Source organism: Pusillimonas sp. NJUB218, from assembly GCF_003788685.1.
GTDB lineage: Bacteria > Pseudomonadota > Gammaproteobacteria > Burkholderiales > Burkholderiaceae_B > Neopusillimonas.
This window is the reverse complement of the sequence record NZ_NQMK01000002.1, coordinates 199,780-217,558: the sequence shown is the minus strand read 5'-3', so window position 1 is coordinate 217,558 and position 17,779 is coordinate 199,780. Positions and strand designations below refer to the sequence as shown.

Annotated in this window: 17 protein-coding genes; 11 read left to right on the top strand and 6 right to left on the bottom strand. The window is 56.5% G+C overall.

Annotated features, from left to right (window positions below; genetic code table 11):
• Positions 1-59: 59 nt before the first annotated feature.
• From gpM to CHR62_RS03555, 3 genes are read right to left on the bottom strand one after another with little or no spacing between them, the layout of a single operon-like run.
• Complete coding sequence (gpM, locus tag CHR62_RS03565) at positions 60-725, bottom strand: phage terminase small subunit (RefSeq protein WP_123660041.1); 666 nt, start codon at positions 723-725, stop codon at positions 60-62.
• A gap of 29 nt (positions 726-754) precedes the next feature.
• Entirely contained in the window at positions 755-1,777 is a 1,023-nt protein-coding gene (locus CHR62_RS03560; protein WP_123660040.1) for a phage major capsid protein, P2 family, read from the bottom strand.
• 59 nt (positions 1,778-1,836) lie between these two features.
• Positions 1,837-2,694 carry a GPO family capsid scaffolding protein gene (locus tag CHR62_RS03555; RefSeq protein ID WP_233574853.1) on the bottom strand — a complete coding sequence of 286 codons (858 nt, stop codon included), beginning with the start codon at positions 2,692-2,694 and terminating at the stop codon, positions 1,837-1,839.
• A gap of 104 nt (positions 2,695-2,798) precedes the next feature.
• Here CHR62_RS03555 and CHR62_RS03550 point away from each other — a divergent pair, with 104 nt between their 5' ends.
• Together CHR62_RS03550 and CHR62_RS03545 are read left to right on the top strand one after the other, a co-directional pair.
• Complete coding sequence (locus CHR62_RS03550; RefSeq protein WP_123660201.1) at positions 2,799-4,547, top strand: terminase large subunit domain-containing protein; 1,749 nt, start codon at positions 2,799-2,801, stop codon at positions 4,545-4,547.
• Positions 4,547-5,572, top strand: coding sequence for a phage portal protein (locus CHR62_RS03545; RefSeq protein ID WP_123660039.1), 1,026 nt, complete (start codon positions 4,547-4,549; stop codon positions 5,570-5,572). Before CHR62_RS03550 ends, CHR62_RS03545 begins: the two co-directional genes overlap by 1 nt.
• A gap of 1,192 nt (positions 5,573-6,764) precedes the next feature.
• On the opposite strand, the gene CHR62_RS03540 is transcribed toward CHR62_RS03545, so the two are convergent.
• Positions 6,765-7,976 (bottom strand): cyanate transporter, encoded by a 1,212-nt coding sequence (locus tag CHR62_RS03540; protein WP_370318039.1) that lies wholly within the window; start codon positions 7,974-7,976, stop codon positions 6,765-6,767.
• Positions 7,977-7,987: 11 nt separating this feature from the next.
• Positions 7,988-8,662 (bottom strand): ankyrin repeat domain-containing protein, encoded by a 675-nt coding sequence (locus tag CHR62_RS03535; protein ID WP_093970730.1) that lies wholly within the window; start codon positions 8,660-8,662, stop codon positions 7,988-7,990.
• Positions 8,663-8,811: 149 nt separating this feature from the next.
• Between CHR62_RS03535 and CHR62_RS03530 the strand changes: the two genes are divergently transcribed.
• Together CHR62_RS03530 and CHR62_RS03525 are read left to right on the top strand one after the other, a co-directional pair.
• Positions 8,812-9,318 (top strand): nucleoside 2-deoxyribosyltransferase, encoded by a 507-nt coding sequence (locus tag CHR62_RS03530; protein WP_233574852.1) that lies wholly within the window; start codon positions 8,812-8,814, stop codon positions 9,316-9,318.
• 13 nt (positions 9,319-9,331) lie between these two features.
• A complete protein-coding gene (locus CHR62_RS03525) occupies positions 9,332-9,946 on the top strand; it encodes an ATP-binding cassette domain-containing protein (RefSeq protein ID WP_123660200.1) in 615 nt (204 codons plus the stop codon).
• Positions 9,947-10,015: 69 nt separating this feature from the next.
• On the opposite strand, the gene hutC is transcribed toward CHR62_RS03525, so the two are convergent.
• Positions 10,016-10,720, bottom strand: a complete 705-nt coding sequence (gene hutC, locus CHR62_RS03520) for a histidine utilization repressor (protein ID WP_123660037.1) — start codon at positions 10,718-10,720, stop codon at positions 10,016-10,018.
• 163 nt (positions 10,721-10,883) lie between these two features.
• Here hutC and CHR62_RS03515 point away from each other — a divergent pair, with 163 nt between their 5' ends.
• From CHR62_RS03515 to CHR62_RS03485, 7 genes are read left to right on the top strand one after another with little or no spacing between them, the layout of a single operon-like run.
• Complete coding sequence (locus tag CHR62_RS03515; protein WP_123660036.1) at positions 10,884-12,044, top strand: ABC transporter substrate-binding protein; 1,161 nt, start codon at positions 10,884-10,886, stop codon at positions 12,042-12,044.
• A gap of 60 nt (positions 12,045-12,104) precedes the next feature.
• A complete protein-coding gene (locus tag CHR62_RS03510; protein WP_093970726.1) occupies positions 12,105-12,968 on the top strand; it encodes a branched-chain amino acid ABC transporter permease in 864 nt (287 codons plus the stop codon).
• 11 nt (positions 12,969-12,979) lie between these two features.
• Complete coding sequence (locus tag CHR62_RS03505) at positions 12,980-13,843, top strand: branched-chain amino acid ABC transporter permease (protein WP_233574851.1); 864 nt, start codon at positions 12,980-12,982, stop codon at positions 13,841-13,843.
• The gene (locus tag CHR62_RS03500; RefSeq protein ID WP_123660035.1) at positions 13,840-14,637 is read left to right on the top strand and encodes an ABC transporter ATP-binding protein; all 798 of its coding nucleotides are present in this window, start codon (positions 13,840-13,842) and stop codon (positions 14,635-14,637) included. Before CHR62_RS03505 ends, CHR62_RS03500 begins: the two co-directional genes overlap by 4 nt.
• On the top strand, positions 14,630-15,334 hold the full coding sequence (locus tag CHR62_RS03495; RefSeq protein ID WP_093970724.1) for an ABC transporter ATP-binding protein: 705 nt from the start codon (positions 14,630-14,632) through the stop codon (positions 15,332-15,334). The genes CHR62_RS03500 and CHR62_RS03495 overlap by 8 nt, the downstream gene beginning before the upstream one ends.
• 57 nt (positions 15,335-15,391) lie before the next feature.
• Complete coding sequence (gene hutU, locus CHR62_RS03490) at positions 15,392-17,107, top strand: urocanate hydratase (protein ID WP_093970723.1); 1,716 nt, start codon at positions 15,392-15,394, stop codon at positions 17,105-17,107.
• Between the two features lie 42 nt (positions 17,108-17,149).
• On the top strand, positions 17,150-17,761 hold the full coding sequence (locus CHR62_RS03485; protein ID WP_123660034.1) for a HutD family protein: 612 nt from the start codon (positions 17,150-17,152) through the stop codon (positions 17,759-17,761).
• Positions 17,762-17,779: the final 18 nt, after the last annotated feature.

Below are 17,779 nucleotides of genomic sequence, written 5' to 3'. Positions count from 1 at the left end.
CTGGACGCAATTCAATGGCCATCCCATCTGCCCGCGCCGCCACGGCTCGGGGAGCACAGTTAGGCGTTGCCTGGGGCAATCTCCGCCTGTAGTTCTTTGATGATGACCTTGACGCCGATTTTCTCGTTCAGCGTCAAGGCCCGTTCGTAATGCTCGAGCGCCTCGGGCAGCTGGTTAGCCAAGCGCAACTCATAGCCCATAGCCTTGTGCAGCTTGGCGCGAGCCTGGTCTGGCATGTCCAACTTCTCCGTCAATGACATGGTTTCCCACAGCAGGTTGTATGGGAAAGTTTGCCCGTCCTTCTGTACAGCCAAGGCGGCCTCAGAGATTTCGTCAACGATGACAGTTTGAACATTGCGTTCATACTGATCGGGAAGTACCAGGTCATGCTTGACGACATAACTTGCAATACGCAACGCTTCTTCGAAGTCGCCCACGTCCATCCGCCAAACCATGACTGTGACCAGAACCTCGTCCTGGGCGCCCTGGCCCTGCTCGAGAGCCCCTGCTACCCAGTTGTCATAATCAGGCAAGATTTCGCGCTTGACCTCGATCTTGCGCTCTACGCTCTGAATTTCCTTCAGGCGGCGCTTATCGTCGTAAAGCTTGGCCAGCATGAGTTCGTAAGCATTGGAGCCGGCCAGGGACTGGCCAGGCTCAGCAGCCGCCGACGCACGCGCCGCCATCACGGTCGCGAAGCGGCGCTGGGCTGGTGTAGTAACCATAGTTAGGTCTCCTAGTTCAACGGGCTAGATCAGACCGTGGCTACTTCAATGTTCTCGATGAGTGCCGCGCAACCGTAGTCTTCCAACTCGAAGGCATCATTCGACGACTGGTAGGTTTCGATGCGATCGCGCTTCGGGTTGTCAATGACAGACCGTCGCTGTGTACCGCTTTGCGCATAAACAGAAATGTTGTCGAGGCGAGTGATCAGAATGGCGTTGTCCGGGAAATACGGAACCTGAAGCGCCGTCTGGTTGCCGATCCGCTTCTGGCCGATGATGATGTCAGAAGCCAGCTGCTCGGTCGGTGCCTGATCTTTATTGACCAATGGGAAGTACTTATCGGACATCAGCTTGCGCCCAACAATGGCTACCAGTTGGGTATCGTTGCGGTACCAGGGGTCGATCATGCTACTGACGACATCAAAAACCAGTGCGTCGATATTCTTGTACTCATCCGACGCCCCGCCCACAGATACCTTATTGCTGGCGGGATCCGTTTCCTTCATCCAGCGGGCTGGCGCCTTGGTACGGATCTTTTGCAGCCAGCCAATATTGACGTCTTGCAGAAGAGGGTTCGTAGTGATGTTGGTCGCGGCTGCGGCCGACGTGCCATTGAAGCCAATCATGATTCGGTCTAGAGCAATACGCTGGATGATCATATTGCTCAGGCGCAGTTGGAAGTCGGGAAACTTAGCCCAGGCATCGAGCGTCGCGTAGCGAATGTGAGTGTCGTAGTTGGTTTGCTCACAACGATACTTGCTGTCGTCCAGTGCACTGACATCACGGGTTTGGCGGTCACCGGTGGTCGTGTTAGTGCGACTGGCGATAGGACCACCGACACCAAGGCCGATTTTTTCTCCTTCCTGTTCGTCCACCAAATAGGTATTGATAGAAGAAAGGAAACTACTTGATTCTTGAATCTTGCTTTCGAGTTTTTGCTGCACACTGGGTATGGCGGCAAACTTGCTCGTCACAGCATCGACGCTCACGTTGTTCAACGCGGCCAATCGGGAAAGGTATTCATTGAACTTCAGGCGGGTATCGTTACGCATTGCGGTCTCCGGTCAGTGATCTTGAAAAGGCTTTGTATGAAATAACGGGATCGGTTGGGTTAGCAGTCTGTCTGAACCTTGCCGTCTCCCCCTGTGGCCGGTGGCCGTTTTTCGTTGCTGGCGTCGGCTTTTTCGACGGCTGCCTTAAATTCGTTGAAAGACTCTTGCAGCTTTGTCAGGGTTTCCTGGCCGGCCGCATACCCAGCAAAGTTTTTGCTGAACTCGTTGAATCGGCTTTCCAGATCTGCGCTGTGGTTGGCTACCTCTTCGACGGCGCCCAGCACCTGCTCCAGTTGATTGTCCGTCTTGACCGCTTGCTTTCGGAACTTGCCCAGCACGTCCTTGATGCGATCGGAGAAACTTGAACCTTCGTTCACCTCTTCGAACTCCAGCTCGACTTCAACAGCAGAAGAAAAAAGATTGTCTTTGTCCTGCTTGCGACCGGTTAGTGGAGAACCCTCCGGATTATTCTGGGTGAACGCCAGCATGTCGGTTCCCAACGAAGCGGGGCTATCGGTTACGGCCAGTCCCACCAGGTACGCCTCACCGGTGTCGGCGAATTCAGGATTAACTTCGATACTGGTGTAGATTTTCTGACGGGCCTTGTTCATTTTTACGAGCGCTTCTGTAGGCTCGATCTGAGCGTATAGGCCCAACTTTCCATCGTCCTTCTTGCGTGCTTCGAGAGCAATCACGTCCCCATATGCCTGAAACGGCCCTTCAGGTAGCATGCCGCGCACGTGCTCGAGCCAGACCCTGGCGCCGTACGTCGCACGATTGAAGTTCTTAGCCATCTGCTGGATCCATGCAGACGTAATGGTTCGCCCGTCTGTGGTGGCACCCTCAGTGGCAACGCAAAAAAACTTGGATTTGAATTTCATGTCGGCTCTCGCTCGCAAATAACGATGTGCAGACATGATTGCCGCTTAGGCTGGCGGCCTCAAGAATACTGGTTTTGTAAACAGCATTTACCAAGCACTTTCTATTTTTAATAAGTGTGCCGTTGCCTATTCTGGCAGGCATGTTTACACAAGCAGCCGAACATGACAACCGCCGCCTTGCCAAGTTTTTGTACTGGCAAGGATGGGGTGTGACCGCTATTGCCGAGTACTTGCAAGAGAAGCAGCCAACAGTGGGGTCATGGAAGCGGCGCGACGGCTGGGACACCGCGCCCGTGATCGAGCGTATTGAGGGTGCTGCAGAATGTCGCTTGGTGCAGCTTGTGCTGAAACAGGCGAAAACTGGACAGGACTTTAAGGAAATCGACCTGCTGGGCCGCCAGATGGAGCGCTATGCACGCGTGCGCAAGTACTTGGGCGGTGGCAATGAGGTCGATCTGAACCCGAAACTGGCCGCCCAAAACGATAAGACAAAGCGCAAGCCAACAAAGAATTTTATCTCCGAAGAGCAGATCGAGAAGCTGGTCGAGGCCTTCGATGACACGCTATTTGACTACCAACGACGATGGGCGACTAACCGAGATCAACGCACTCGAATCATTCTGAAGTCCCGCCAGATCGGGGCCACCTGGTTCTTTGCACGAGAGGCCTTCGTTGATGCACTGCTGACCGGCCGCAATCAAATTTTTATTTCCGCATCGAAATCCCAGGCGCATGTTTTCAAACAGTACATCCTGCAGTTCGTGCGTGACACCATCGGCGTCGAGCTGCGAGGCGACCCCATCGTTCTGTTCAACGGTGCAACCCTGTACTTCCTGGGCACGAACTACCGGACGGCACAGAGCTACCACGGCAATCTGTATGTCGACGAGTTCTTCTGGATACCCGGATTTGAGCAGCTGAACAAAGTGGCCTCCGGCATGGCCATGCACAAGAAGTGGCGTAAAACCTACTTCTCGACACCATCAGCCATGAGCCACGAGGCGTACCCGTTCTGGTCTGGGGAGCGCCACAAAAATCGCGGCAAGAAGAACGCCGTCAAGATGGACGTCAGCCACAAGGCCCTACAGGCCGGCAAACTATGCTCGGACCGAATCTGGCGCCAGATTGTGACCATCTTCGATGCGGAAGCAGGTGGCTGCGATCTTTTCGACATCGAAGAGCTCAAGGCAGAATACACAGAAGAAGAGTTCGACAACCTGTTGAAGTGCTGCTTCATAGACGACACCAAGTCTGTGTTCCCGCTACAGCTGCTGCAGCGTTGCATGGTCGATTCGTGGGAAATATGGACAGACTACAAACCCCATGCCGCCCGGCCGTTCGGAAACCTACCCGTCTGGGTCGGCTACGACCCGTCTTCAACAGGTGACAAGCAAGGATGTGTCGTGGTTGCTCCACCCAGCGTACCTGGTGGAAAGTTCCGCATTCTGGAACGGATCCAGTTTGAGACGCCCGACTACCAGGAGCAGGCAAACGAGATCCAGAAGCTCACCAAAAAGTACAACGTCACACACATCGGTATCGACACTACCGGCATGGGCATGGCTGTGCATCAGTTGGTCAAACTGTTTTTCCCGGCTGCCGTGGCCATCAACTACTCGGTTGAGGTCAAGACGCAAATGGTGCTTAAAACGCAGAACGTCATGCGTAACGGGCGCCTCGAGTTCGATTCCGGCTTCATCGACCTCGCACAGTCATTCATGTCGATAAGAAAGATCATCACGCCATCCGGGCGCCAGGCCACCTACGCCTCCGGCAGAACCCAGGCAGTCGGGCACGCTGACCTGGCCTGGGCAACCATGAACGCCATCGCGCATGAGCCTTTGGAAGGCTCGACCGATGCTAATCAGACCATTATGGAAATCAGTTGATGGACAAGCAAGAGCAAACCGTGCCGAGAACCGGCGTCGAGGTTTTTTCATTCGGTGAGCCGGAGTCAGTGCTGGATCACGGCAGAATCGTCGAGTACTTCCAGGCCTTGGACAACGGACGCTGGTACGAACCACCGATCAGTCTGGACGGCCTTTCGCGATCTTTCAGGTCCAGCCCGCACCACAGCTCGGCCATCTACGTTAAGCGCAATATCATCGCCAGCACGTTCCGGCCGCACCCGCTGCTATCACGTAGCTCCTTCAGCTCGTTCGCCCTGGACTACCTGGTGCTGGGCAACAGCTACCTGGAGCTTCGTAGCAACCGGCTGAACGAACCTGTAGCGCTCAAGCATGCCCTGGGCAAGTACATGCGCCGATCCAGCAAAGACCTCAACCAGTACATTTTTCTAAAAGACTGGTTGAATGAGCATGAATTCCAGCAGGGAACGATCTTTCACCTAATGGAGCCAGACATCAACCAAGAAATTTATGGTGTTCCTGAGTATCTGTCCGCGCTGCAGTCTGCCTGGCTTAACGAAAATGCCACGCTGTTCCGGCGCCGGTACTACAAGAACGGCAGTCACGCCGGGTACATCATGTACCTGACCGACCCAGCCCATAACGAGGAAGACATTAATGCGCTGCGCGAGGCAGTCAAGAGCAGTAAAGGTCCGGGGAATTTCAGGAATCTGTTCATGTACGCGCCAGGTGGTAAGGAAAAGGGTATGCAAGTCATACCCCTGTCTGAGGTTGCAGCCAAAGATGAGTTCTTCAACATCAAGAACGTGACTCGTGACGATATCTTGGCAGCTCACCGTGTGCCCCCGCAGCTGATGGGGGTAATGCCAAGCGTAGCAGGCGGCTTTGGGTCGGTGGGCCCCGTGACCAGGGTCTTTGTAAAGAACGAGCTCGTGCCTCTGCAGGAACGATTTAAGGAGTTGAACGACTGGATCGGTGAAGAGGTGGTTCGCTTCAATGAGTACGCTATCGAAGACGACACCACACCGGCGCCGACCTTACGCTGAAAGTCCACCTGCAGCTGCTTGAGCCGCCTTCGGGCGGCTATTTTTTTGCCTTGTGAACCTGCTTGACATCGGGCTGGGCCAGCGAGCTGGCCAAAAAGTGACCAGCGCCGGCCCCTACCCGGCTATCGCCGTCCCCTCCTCGCCGCCGACGCTCATCGAACAAACAAGTATTAATGCACTGACTAACGTGCAGAACAGCCGCCAGAGGCGCTTTAACAGCCCCATCCATACCAAATTGCGGATATTCAAAATAATGCCGTATGCGCCCTCCTGTCTATCTACTCTTGCCCCAGGTCAGGTTTAAAAATAAACAGGCGGACCATGGGAAAACCGTAACCTTTGTAATCTGACCAAAAACATAAACATAACCTAATGATTTAAAAAGAATTGTCAGGTTACGGTACCACCGTAATTTAACGTAACCAAAACCGTAATCTTTTTATAGGTCATTGATTTATAAAGAATATATTTTTTATGATAATTACATTAACTGACTGTAATAAGGTTACGGTAAGGTTATGCAAAAGTTACATTCTTACATTAAGCTGAAAAGCCCATGAATAAGGGCTTTCAAGAGATTTTCGGAAAAAGATTACAAAGGTTACGGTTTTCCCATGGCCCACCCAAATTTTTTACAGTGATACTTCACGTGCGCAGGCACACGCGTGCGTCTCTGCTCAAAAGGAGTATCGACTCAGCATCTGCTTAATGGTGGCCGGTCGTCTTGCTGGCCAAGCACGAGAGTTACGGCCGCGACCTGGCCAAGTCTATGACAGGCATTCGGAGCCGCGGCAGCAGCAAAAAAAAAGCCCCTTAGCAAGGGGGCGTTGGGGTAATTTTGGGGGATTAGAGGGTACAGGACAGTACAGGACAGTACATAACGGGTAGTGAGCGCACCTTTAAATATGCATATAAATCAATATGTTAATGTCGAGCACAATTCTACGAACCAAGGGGTCGTGGGTTCGAATCCTGCCAGCCGCGCCATATTTAAAAGGGCCTTCCTTCGGGAAGGCCCTTTTTCTTTGTGGGCTTTTGTTGGGCGCGGGTTTTTCTGAGTATTGAGGCTGGACCTTTGCAAGACAGGTCTTGCCACGCATCGCATGGCCCTAAGGGGCTTCCCAGCGTCCAGACCTTGCCCGTGGCGAGCGCGGAACTCGTGGGCTCGACCCAATGGGTCGAAAACGCCCACTCAAACAGCCGCGCCCTTGCCCGCCATATTCATACTTCGGGCATAACTTGCGGGCGATACTTGCCAATACAACGCGGCCACTACAACGACGCAACCCAGATGCATTGCCCAGCCGGCGCCGAAGCCGCCAGTGGACTCGTGCAGCGCTGCGACAATCCAGGGCGGCATAGCGGCAATAAGAAAGCCGCCGCCTTGCATCAAAGCCGACAGCGTGCCAGCTTGAGTGGGATCGGGCAGGTGATCGAGCGCCACAATAAGCGACAAGGCAAAACATCCGCCCAGACCGGCCCCCAGCAGCATGGACCAGATCAGTGGCGCCGCCAATGGCCAAAAGGCCAGCCCTGCAAAGCCAATCGCCTGCATGGCCAGCACCAGCGCCAACCAGGGCCGACGATCTTTTCCTTTTCGAGCGAGTATAGGTAGCGTTAGGGCCGTTACTGCCTGGCAAACCGACATATACGCCAGCAAACTGCCACTGGCAGAGGCGCTCCATCCAAATTCTCGGTAGAAAGGCGCCAGCCACGCTACCGCCGTTGAGTATCCCCCGTTGACCAGCCCAAAACAAACCATCAGCAGCCAGACGCGGGGCCGGCGAAGATAGGCGGACAATGACAGACGGGCCGGAAAAACGGGAACATCGCGAGGTAAGTAGCGAGCTACAAGCAACAGCGCTACGGCCGCCGGCAAAGCCATCCAGGCGAGTCCGACATGCCAATTGCCAGTAGCTGTAGCCACCCAGGGCGATACTTGCGCCCCCAACGCACCGCCGCCCATCAACATGGCAGAATACAGCCCCATTACCATGCCGACACGCTGTGGCAATTGACGTTTAATAACCCCAGGAAGTACGGCCTGCACAACTGCGGCACCGAGGCCAAGTAAAGCCGCCGTACCGATCAACTGCCAGCCATTGGTGGTAAACAAACGCAAGAACGAACCGGCCACAAGCAACACTAGGGCGATCACCATGGAAAGACGCCCGCCGATACGCGCTTGCAGCACAGGGCCGGCAAATGCAAAGACACCCATCAGCAGCATGGGTACCAGGGTGAGCAGCGAGATGCCTTTTAAATCGAGGCCGGTGGCCTGGCTGATATCGGCGGCCAGAGGCCCTACCCCCGTGATGAAGGGCCGCAAGTTAAGACCGATAAGAACAACTGCAGCCAAAAGGACAGCCGTTGACGCTGACGGCGCTGGTTGAGCGTTATGGATACTGGACACGCTCAACGGGCTCCGGCAGCTTTCAGCATGCTTTCGATCTCTTTATAGCCACGTGAACGCGCGTGCTGCAGCGGCGTAACACCTTTGTCATCGGCAAGATTGACATCGGCCCCGGCGTTGATCAGAAGCGCCACAATTTGCTGGTGCGGCTCGCCGCCAGCGCCAAGAATGATTGCCTCTAGAAGCGCAGTCCACCCCAGCCGATTAACATGGTCTACGTCTACGCCCGCCTCGATCAAGGTGCGTACCGTATCGACATGGCCACGTTCGGCCGCCGGAATTAGTGCCGTACCGCCGTAACGATTGGTGCTTTTTAAGTCGGCACCATGCGACAAGGCCATCTTCAGAATGTCGAGATGCCCGCGGGCGCCAGCATAAAGATAGGGGCTGTCGTTGATGCGGTCTTTGGCGTTGACGTCGGCTCCGGCATTAATCAATGCGGCAGCCGCGTCGACCAGGTTGGCGTGAGTCGCCACCAAAAGCGCAGTCTCGCCGTTGTCATTGCGGGCGTCGACACTGACGCCATCGGCCAACAGCTGTTTAAGGCTGACAATGTCATTTTTAGCCGCTGCAACATGCAACGGCGTATTACCCGCCGCGTCAGCGCCCGCCGATAGACCCGGCGCGATGGCCAAGATTGCAATAAGACAACCCGCAAAAATTTGACGACAATTCATTTTTTAAACCTCACGTTTTACGCCGCAAGCTTAGCACCTACACGCGCCCGATACTGGCCTAAAATGGTCAGCGCCTGCTGCAAAAGCAAGGGCACCCAAAGACTGCAGCAACACACTATCAACACACACAACCCAACAGAACACCCATCGTGAAAAAAGTATATCTGGCCGGCCCTGATGTGTTTCGCCCCGATAGCCACGTCTGGGGCAAACATTTACAAACCCTTTGCCAACAACAAGGTCTGATCGGCCTGTACCCACTGGATAACGAGATTGCGCCAGCGGCGACACCGCAGCAAACTGCATCGGCCATTGCACAAGCCAATATGCGTATGATCGCGCAGGCAGACGGGGTTATCGCCAACCTCGAACCGTTTCGAGGCGCTGAACCCGATTCCGGCACAGTGTTTGAAGTGGGCGTTGCCGTGGCTTTGGGTAAACCCGTTTGGGTGTATTTCCCGTGGGCGGGCGACCTGCGGCAGCAAGTCACCCACGATGATCAAGGGCATTGCACTCAGGGTTGGCTGGTCGAAGACTTCAGCCTGCCCCGAAACCTGATGCTGGCCTGTCAATGGCAAGGCTATAGCCCGACGGTAGAAGCGGCCATTTCGGCCATGGCAACGCATTTATTGGGCCCGAGCGATAAACGAAATTAAGCAAATGACTCACATATTACGCATCGAAAACCTAACCAAACGCTATGACGATCACCTTGTATTCGAGGGGCTGAACCACAGCTTCGAACCAGGCTGCGTGGCCCTGTGCGAAGAAGAAAGCACCGGAAAGACCAGCTTGCTGGCGATTATTGCGGGTGCGATGGCGCCCAGCTCGGGCGACGTCTGGATTGACGGGCATTCGTTAAAAAAAGCACCGCGCGAAGCAAAACTGCGCCTGGCCTACATCCCCGACGATTGCCTGCAGTTTCCGGACATGACCGGACGGGCACTGCTGGAGCGTGTCGCCGCAGAAAAAAATGTAGCGATCGACGACAATGTGATTGAGCTTGCGTCGCGGTTTGAACTGACAGAGCACCTGGACAAACGTTTTGAACAAATGTCGACCGGGATGCGCCGCAAGGTTTACTTGACCGCTGCAGCGTTGGGCAACCCGGCCGTGGTGATTGCCGATGGCCCGAGCAGCGGACTGGACTCGGCCTCCTGTGCCGTACTGGCCGACGTTTTCAAAACCTGGGGTCGCGATTGTGTGGTGCTGTTTGCCAGCCACGATGCCAAGCTGGTGCAGGAATGCGGTGCTACGCCGTTAAATATTTCGGCGCCAGACTAAATTTCAGAAACAAGCGGCAACGGGCGGCACGGCCGCCCAACGCAAGCCACTGCCACCTCGTAAACCTGGCTACAACCGGCCCTCGAACTGATAGCGGCTACCCGGGTACCACATCGTCGCCACCGAAGCGACCTGGTCCAGCGCCAACGTGGTTCGGTACAGAACCAAACATGCCTCATGTTCCGGCACATGCAAATGAGCGGCAATATCAGCGGGTGCGTTGACCGCCTCGATGCAATAGCGCACGCCTTGCAAGGGCGCCACGCGCATCAAATGCTCATTCGGCGTAGAGACCGAAAAATCCAGTGTCATATAGTCGGGGGCAACCGCAGCGTTGACCCAACGATCTTCGTACTGGATGGGCGTCTGGTTATCGAAATGAACAATGATGGAATGAAATAAGAGGTGACCCGGCTGCACCTCGAACTGCACCGTCTGCGCCTCGGACGCAGGCGCACTTTCAAGTAACAACACTTGACTGCTGTGCCGATGACCTCGACTGCGCACTTCGTCGGCAATGTTTTTGATAGCCACCAGGGTTGCCTGATACTTGCGGTGCGCCACATAGGTGCCCGACCCTTGAATACGCTTCAAAATATTTTCGGTCGTCAGCTCTCGCACTGCCCGATTCACCGTCATGCGCGACACACCAAATTGGCGCGCCAACGAAACTTCTGGCGGAATGACCTCCCCCTCGCGCCACTTGCCCGCCTGTATTTCAGTCAACAGATAGTCCTTAATCCGTTGATAAAGCGGGACTTCCTGTTCAGACATACGTTCGCTCCATTCCCCGACGGGCAGGCACTGCATAAATAAAAGATCGGGATTTTCACCCGGAAAATTTTTTTTGCAAATAGGCTTTGCAAAGTTGTATAGACAAATTATGATAGAAAAAAAAGTGTAGCGAAACACTTATTTTCATAACCAAGGAGACAACATGAAACGCTATTCGCTTACCCGCAAGTTTTCACTCGCCCTGGCCGTATGCGCTGCTTTCGGCACCACCTCGGCGTTGGCCGATATCAAAATCGGCATTAACGTACCGCTTACCGGCTTTGCCGCAGCCGACGGTAACTCTGCCCTTACCGGCGCACAGTTGGCCGTTGAAAAAGCCAACGCAAGCGGCGGTATCAATGGCGAAAAAATAGATCTCATCGTTTACGACGACCAGGCCTCACCCAAAGACGCCATTCCGGCTGCCACCAAACTGACGGAAAAAGACGAGGTTGTAGGCGCCGTCTCGGGCTCATATTCAGCCTCGACACGCGCAGCAGCCAGCATCTTCCAAAACGCCAAAGTACCGTATGTGGTCGCCTACTCCATCGACCCCAGCGTCACCCGCACCGGCGACTACATGTTCCGCGTGTCCTCCATGGGCGAGGTCCAGGGCCGCGCCGGCGCAAAACTGGTCGACAACCTCGGCATAAAACGCGTTGTTCTGGTCACCCTTAAAAACGACTTCGGTCAGGCACTGGCCAACGGCTTCAAAGACGCCGCACCAAAGTTCGATCTCAACATCGTCAACGAATACGAATACGGTATCAAAGACCGCCAGTTTGGCCCGCTTATCGCCAAGGTAAAAAGCGATAACCCCGAAGTCATCTACGCATCCGGCTATTTCTTCAACGCAGGCCCGCTGGTGTCTCAAATGCGCGCCGCCGGCATCACGGCTCCCATCATTGGCCAAGAAGGCTACGACAGCGACAAGTTCATTGAAATCGCCGGCCCTGCTGCAGAAGGCACGTTGGTCACCACCTCGCTCGATCGCGAATCGGCATCACCCGTCACACAAGCCTTCTTGAAAGACTTCCGCGCCAAAGCGGGTTTCGGGGCCGATATGGTGGCCGCCTCTACTTACAGCGCCATGTCCATCCTGATCGAAGGGCTGAAAAAAACAGGCGGTAAAGGCGGTGCAGAACTGCGCGACGCAATCGCCAGTGGCTCATACGAAATGCCCATCGGTAAGCTCGAGTTCAACGACCTGCACGAAGTCAACAAAGACGTCCAGGTCCAGACCATCAAAAATGGTTACTGGGCACGCCACTCCGTCATTCACGACCCTGTCTTGCTGGCTGCCCCCACCAAAGACAGCAAGTAAGCCCGTCGGCCCCGCCCGCCTCGGTGGGGCCTCTTTTCCCTTCCTGAATCTGGAGTCAACATGCTCTTTGTCGAGCTCGTTGCCCAAGGCCTGGTGCAAGGCAGTCTGTATGCACTCATCGCCCTGGGGCTAACGCTGGTCTACGGACTGTTGCGCATCCTGCACGTTGCCCACGCCGCCTTGTTCACATTAGGCGGCTACGTCAGTGTGCTGGTCTATAACAGCACCGGCAGCTTGCCGCTGGCTTTTGTAGCCGCCATGTTGCTGGCTGGCCTGGTCGGTGTCGCCATGTACCGCCTGTGCTACGAACCCATTCTTAAACAGCCGCCCTATGTGGCCCTCATCGCCTCCATCGGCTTGTACATCGCCTTCGAAGAAGGTTTCCGCATTTTGTTCGGCGCCATGGGGCTGTCGTATGCGGTTCAACCCTTGCAAGAACATATCCCCCTATTCGGCGGCTTACAGTTTTCGCAGGCCGAAATCCTGGCCACACTCAGTACGGTTGCCATTATTGCCGTGCTGGGCTACCTGCAGGTCAAGACCCGTATTGGCATTGCCTGCCAAGCCACCGTCACCGATCCGCAAATGGCCGAATCGTTCGGCATCCGTCTGCGCACAGTACGCGACCTGAACTTCTTCGTCGGTTCGGCATTGGCCGGCTTTGCGGGCGTCTGGATGGGCATGCTCAATAATCTGGTCGAGCCCACCATGGGCAGCGTGCCTTCGTACAAAGGTCTGGCCATTATTGTGCTGGGCGGCATGGGGTCGGTACGCGGCACCCTGCTGGCCGCCCTGGTGCTTGGGGTAACCGAAGCCTTCGGCGCCATCTACCTCAGCCAGTTCGTCGACCGTGACGCCATCGCCTTCGCCTTCCTGATTCTGGTTCTCATGATCCGGCCCCAGGGGCTGTTTGCCAAGCGCTAAGGAGACAGATCATGGCTTACGAAATATCCCTTATTACCTCCATGGCCATCAGCGTCTTGTTTGCGCTGTCGCTTAACCTCATTACCGGCTTTTGCGGGCAAATCAGCTTAGGGCACTCGGCGTTTCTGGGCATCGGGGCGTACACCTCGGTCACGTTGTGCAATGCCGGTGTGCCTTTCCTGCTGACCTTGCCCGTCGCCATGTTGCTGGCGGGCCTAGTCGGCGCTATCGTCGGGCTGGCCAGCCTTCGTGTGCGACACGACTTCCTGGCCATTACCACCATGGGCGTCGTCTTCTTGTTTGTGGGCATTGTGCGTCAGCAAGACTGGCTGGGCGGCGAAATGGGCCTGTCCGGCTTCCCATCGTCGGGCTTCAGCAAGCCCGAATTCATGGTTTTTGCCGTCGTCCTGGCCGCGCTGGTTGCCGCCTTTTGCCTGTACATTAAAAAATCCTGGATGGGCCGGGTGTTCAACGGCATTGCCGAAGACGAAGACACCATGCGCGTACTCAGCATCGACGTGCCTCGCTACAAGCTGGCCGCCTTTGCCATGGGCACCGCGCTGGCCGGGTTGTCGGGCGGCTTGTATGCGCAGCACTTCAATTACATTGGTCCCGATAGCTTCGGCTTTATCGAATCAGTCACCGTGCTGTCCATGGTCGTATTCGGGGGCATCGGCTCGGTACCCGGCGTCATTTTCGGTGCTGCGGTGTTATCTGCGCTACCTGCCTGGTTCCAGGTCATTGGCGACTACAAACTGCTGGTCTACGGCGGGCTGTTATTCCTGATGATGCGTTTTTCGCCCAACGGCGTGGCAGGTATCGTTCGCGCTGTGTGGCGCCGGTTCAATAAACCCGTCACAGGAGGTGCCGCATGACACAGCACACGCATTTGCTTGAAGTGTCCGGGGTAACCGTCCAGTTTGGCGGGCTGGTCGCCGTCGACAACGTGTCATTCAATGCAGAGCGCGGCGAGCTTCTCGGCTTGATCGGCCCCAACGGGGCGGGTAAGACCACCGCCATGCGCAGCATCACTGGCGTGGTGAAGCCCGTTGCTGGTCGCGTCGTCCTCAATGGCAAAGATATCAGCAACTTGCCGGTTCATCAACGCATCCGCAAAGGCCTGTCGCTGTCGCAACAACTGGTCCGGCCATTTCGCGAAATTTCCATCCTCGACAACGTCGCACTGGCGGCCGGCAGCCGCTACACGCAATCACCCCTTAAAGCCCTGCTGCATGTTTCAGACCAGGCCGAACGCACTCGTGCCCTAACCATGCTCGAACGCGTGGGCATCGCGCACCTGGCTGACCAAATGCCGGGCATCCAGCCCTTAGGCGTGCTCAAGCGCATGGAAATGGCGCGTGCGCTGGCGCTCGACCCCGAACTGTTGCTGCTCGACGAACCGCTGGCCGGGCTGAACTCAAAAGAGGCGCGTACCCTGGCCGACACCATTGCCGAGGTCAATCAGCAAGGCGTCACCATCATTCTTATCGAACACAACCTGAGCGAAGTCATGCGTATCTGCCAGCGCCTGGTCGTGCTCGACAACGGTCGAAAAATCGCCAGTGGTGCGCCGCGCGAAGTCATGGCCCAGCCCAACGTACGGGCGGCCTACCTTGGGGCCGAAAGTACCGAAGCCAGCGATACCGAAACCGGAGACGCCCATGCTTGATATCAAAGATCTTTCTTGTGGCTACGGCGCCTTCGAAGCCGTACACGGCATATCGTTGTCGCTGCGCCCCGGCACGATCACCGGCTTACTGGGTGCCAACGGCGCCGGTAAGTCATCCACGCTCATGTGCCTGGCCGGCCACGTCCAACTTAACGGTGGTCGTATTGTTTTCAACGACGAAGACATCAGCCAACTGCCGGCCTACGAACGCGTCCGGCGCGGGTTGGCTATTTCGCCCGAAGGGCGGCGCTTGTTCAAAGACCTCAGCGTTGAAGACAACCTGCGGGTTGGCGGGCTGATCCGCCCCAAAAGCGATTTTGCCGAAGACCGCGACTTCGTACTGTCGCTATTTCCCCGATTGGGCGAACGGCTAACGTCGTTGGCGGGCAACCTGTCAGGCGGCGAGCAACAAATGCTCGCCATCGGGCGCGCGCTGATGACCCGACCGAAAGTCATTCTCATCGACGAGCTTTCGCTGGGTCTAATGCCTAAAGTTATTGACCTTTGCTACCACGCACTCGACGCCCTGAAGGGCAAAGGCATGGCGATTTTGCTGGTCGAACAAAACACTGACCGTGTCCTGAAAATTGCAGACGACATCTGCGTGCTCGAGTCTGGGCGTACGGTCTGGCAGGGCAGCGCCCAAGTCGCTGCCCAAGACCCCGACCTGGTCGCTGCTTATCTGGGCCTGCACTAACGCTAGGCCCAACACCACAACAACTGCTGTTATGCCTGTTTCTGAAGGAATGCCATCATGAACAACCCAAAAGACAACCACCCCCTCGCCGATCCCCGCATTGACCCCAGCCGCGTCATCCGCGCCCCCCGCGGCAGCGAAAAAACCTGCAAAAGCTGGGTCACCGAAGCCGCCTATCGCATGATCCAGAACAACCTGGACGCCGAGGTGGCAGAGAACCCGACGCACCTGGTCGTGTACGGCGGCATCGGCCGCGCGGCCCGCAACTGGGAGTGCTATGACCAGATTCTGGCTTCGCTGCGCGACCTTGAAGACGATGAGTCGCTGCTGGTGCAATCAGGAAAACCGGTCGGCGTATTTAAAACCCACCCCGACGCACCACGGGTGCTGATCGCCAACTCGAACCTGGTGCCCAAGTGGGCCACCTGGGAACACTTTAACGAGCTGGACCGCAAAGGCCTGTTCATGTACGGCCAAATGACCGCCGGCAGCTGGATTTACATTGGCAGCCAAGGCATTGTTCAGGGCACTTACGAAACCTTTGTCGAGGCCGGGCGCCAGCACTTTAACGGCGACTGGGCCGGACGCTGGATTCTGACGGCGGGCCTGGGCGGTATGGGCGGCGCACAGCCGCTGGCGGCTACACTGGCCGGCGCGGTGTCGCTAAACATTGAATGCCAGCAAAGCAGCATCGACTTTCGTTTGCGTACGCGCTATGTCGACAAGCAAGCCAAAGATCTAGACGATGCGCTGGCCTTGATCAAACACCATACCGAGCGCAAAGAAGCCATTTCTATCGCACTGCTAGGCAACGCGGCCGAAATTTTGCCCGAACTGGTTCGCCGCGCCAAAGCCGGGGGCATCCGCCCCGACCTAGTCACCGACCAAACCTCGGCCCACGATCTTATCAATGGCTACTTGCCCAAAGGCTGGACAGTCGAGCAATGGAAAGCCGCCCAGAAAGACGCCGCGCAGCACCCCGAACTGGTCAAGCAAGCCACATTGTCCTGCGCTGACCATGTCCAGGCGATGCTCGATTTCCACGCCATGGGCATTCCTACGGTCGACTACGGCAACAACATCCGCCAAGTCGCGTTCGACGCTGGGGTAAAAAATGCATTCGACTTCCCCGGCTTCGTTCCGGCGTATATCCGCCCCCTGTTCTGCGATGGCAAAGGTCCCTTCCGCTGGGTAGCCTTGTCTGGCGACCCTGAAGACATCTACAAGACCGACGCCAAAATTAAAGAACTGTTCCCGGAAAACAAAGCGGTCGGCCGCTGGCTCGACATGGCCAAAGAGCGCATCGCGTTCCAGGGGCTGCCCTCGCGCATTTGCTGGCTGGGCCTGGGCGAACGCAACCTGGCGGGTCTGGCCTTCAACGAAATGGTACGCAAGGGCGAGCTGAAAGCACCTATCGTCATCGGTCGCGACCATCTGGACACCGGCTCGGTGGCCAGCCCCAACCGAGAAACCGAAAGCATGCGCGACGGTACCGATGCGGTATCTGATTGGCCCCTGCTCAATGCCCTGCTGAACACTGCGGGTGGCGCGAGCTGGGTTTCGTTGCACCACGGGGGCGGCGTCGGCATGGGGTATTCGCAGCATGCCGGGATGGTCATTGTGGCCGATGGCTCCGACGCGGCAGAGAAACGCCTGGCCCGCGTGCTGATCAACGACTGCGGTTCGGGTGTTATGCGCCATGCCGATGCCGGTTACGTAGCCGCGATTGCGTGCGCCAAAAAGCACGGTCTTAAACTGCCCATGATCAAATAATCGCGGGTGTTCAACCATGCAGACCCCCCATCAAGGTCAGCCATGAGCGTTCTTAATGTTCTTCAGTTGCCCCCCGTGCCCTGGCGTAATGGCCAGGGCCAAACGCGCGAAATCGAAACCTTCCCGTCAGGGGCGGGTTTCGATAATTTTGTCTGGCGCATCAGCTTGGCCGACATCGAGCAAGCGGGTGACTTTTCGGCGTTCGACGGCGTCGATCGCATCATTACCCTAGTTAAGGGGTCGGGCGTCAACCTGAACTTTAACGATGGCGAACGGCAAACCCTGGAATACGGCATACCCTACCCTTTTGCAGGCGAACGTTCGCTGCATGCCACGCTGCAGAACGGGCCGGTGCAAGACCTGAACCTGATGCTGCGCCGTGGCCAAGCGGCAGGGCGCATTCAGGCCGAGTCAGCAGCGTCGGCCTGGCCTTGCGCACCAGGTACAACGTATCGGGTCTTCTGTCTAAAAGGCGCCTGGCAGCTTCTTGTCGAGCGTGCTGACGCAACCACCGACACGATCACACTGAGCACATTCGATTACGTGCCTTTACCCGACCAGGCAACGCATGTGCGTGCCAGCCCCACACAGCCCGACGGTCTGATACTGGTGGCCTGCATACAAGCAAGCCAACCGCCCTCCGGCACTGCCTAAACCACGCCGACACCCATC

Bases quoted from the DNA above. Each gene is read 5' to 3' on its own strand.
- gpM (WP_123660041.1), bottom strand. From the start codon at position 725: ATGGTTACTACACCAGCCCAGCGCCGCTTCGCGACCGTGATGGCGGCG.
- CHR62_RS03560 (WP_123660040.1), bottom strand. From the start codon at position 1,777: ATGCGTAACGATACCCGCCTGAAGTTCAATGAATACCTTTCCCGATTG.
- CHR62_RS03555 (WP_233574853.1), bottom strand. From the start codon at position 2,694: ATGTCTGCACATCGTTATTTGCGAGCGAGAGCCGACATGAAATTCAAA.
- CHR62_RS03550 (WP_123660201.1), top strand. From the start codon at position 2,799: ATGTTTACACAAGCAGCCGAACATGACAACCGCCGCCTTGCCAAGTTT.
- CHR62_RS03545 (WP_123660039.1), top strand. From the start codon at position 4,547: ATGGACAAGCAAGAGCAAACCGTGCCGAGAACCGGCGTCGAGGTTTTT.
- CHR62_RS03535 (WP_093970730.1), bottom strand. From the start codon at position 8,662: ATGAATTGTCGTCAAATTTTTGCGGGTTGTCTTATTGCAATCTTGGCC.
- hutC (WP_123660037.1), bottom strand. From the start codon at position 10,720: ATGTCTGAACAGGAAGTCCCGCTTTATCAACGGATTAAGGACTATCTG.
- CHR62_RS03515 (WP_123660036.1), top strand. From the start codon at position 10,884: ATGAAACGCTATTCGCTTACCCGCAAGTTTTCACTCGCCCTGGCCGTA.
- CHR62_RS03510 (WP_093970726.1), top strand. From the start codon at position 12,105: ATGCTCTTTGTCGAGCTCGTTGCCCAAGGCCTGGTGCAAGGCAGTCTG.
- CHR62_RS03505 (WP_233574851.1), top strand. From the start codon at position 12,980: ATGGCTTACGAAATATCCCTTATTACCTCCATGGCCATCAGCGTCTTG.
- CHR62_RS03500 (WP_123660035.1), top strand. From the start codon at position 13,840: ATGACACAGCACACGCATTTGCTTGAAGTGTCCGGGGTAACCGTCCAG.
- CHR62_RS03495 (WP_093970724.1), top strand. From the start codon at position 14,630: ATGCTTGATATCAAAGATCTTTCTTGTGGCTACGGCGCCTTCGAAGCC.
- hutU (WP_093970723.1), top strand. From the start codon at position 15,392: ATGAACAACCCAAAAGACAACCACCCCCTCGCCGATCCCCGCATTGAC.
- CHR62_RS03485 (WP_123660034.1), top strand. From the start codon at position 17,150: ATGAGCGTTCTTAATGTTCTTCAGTTGCCCCCCGTGCCCTGGCGTAAT.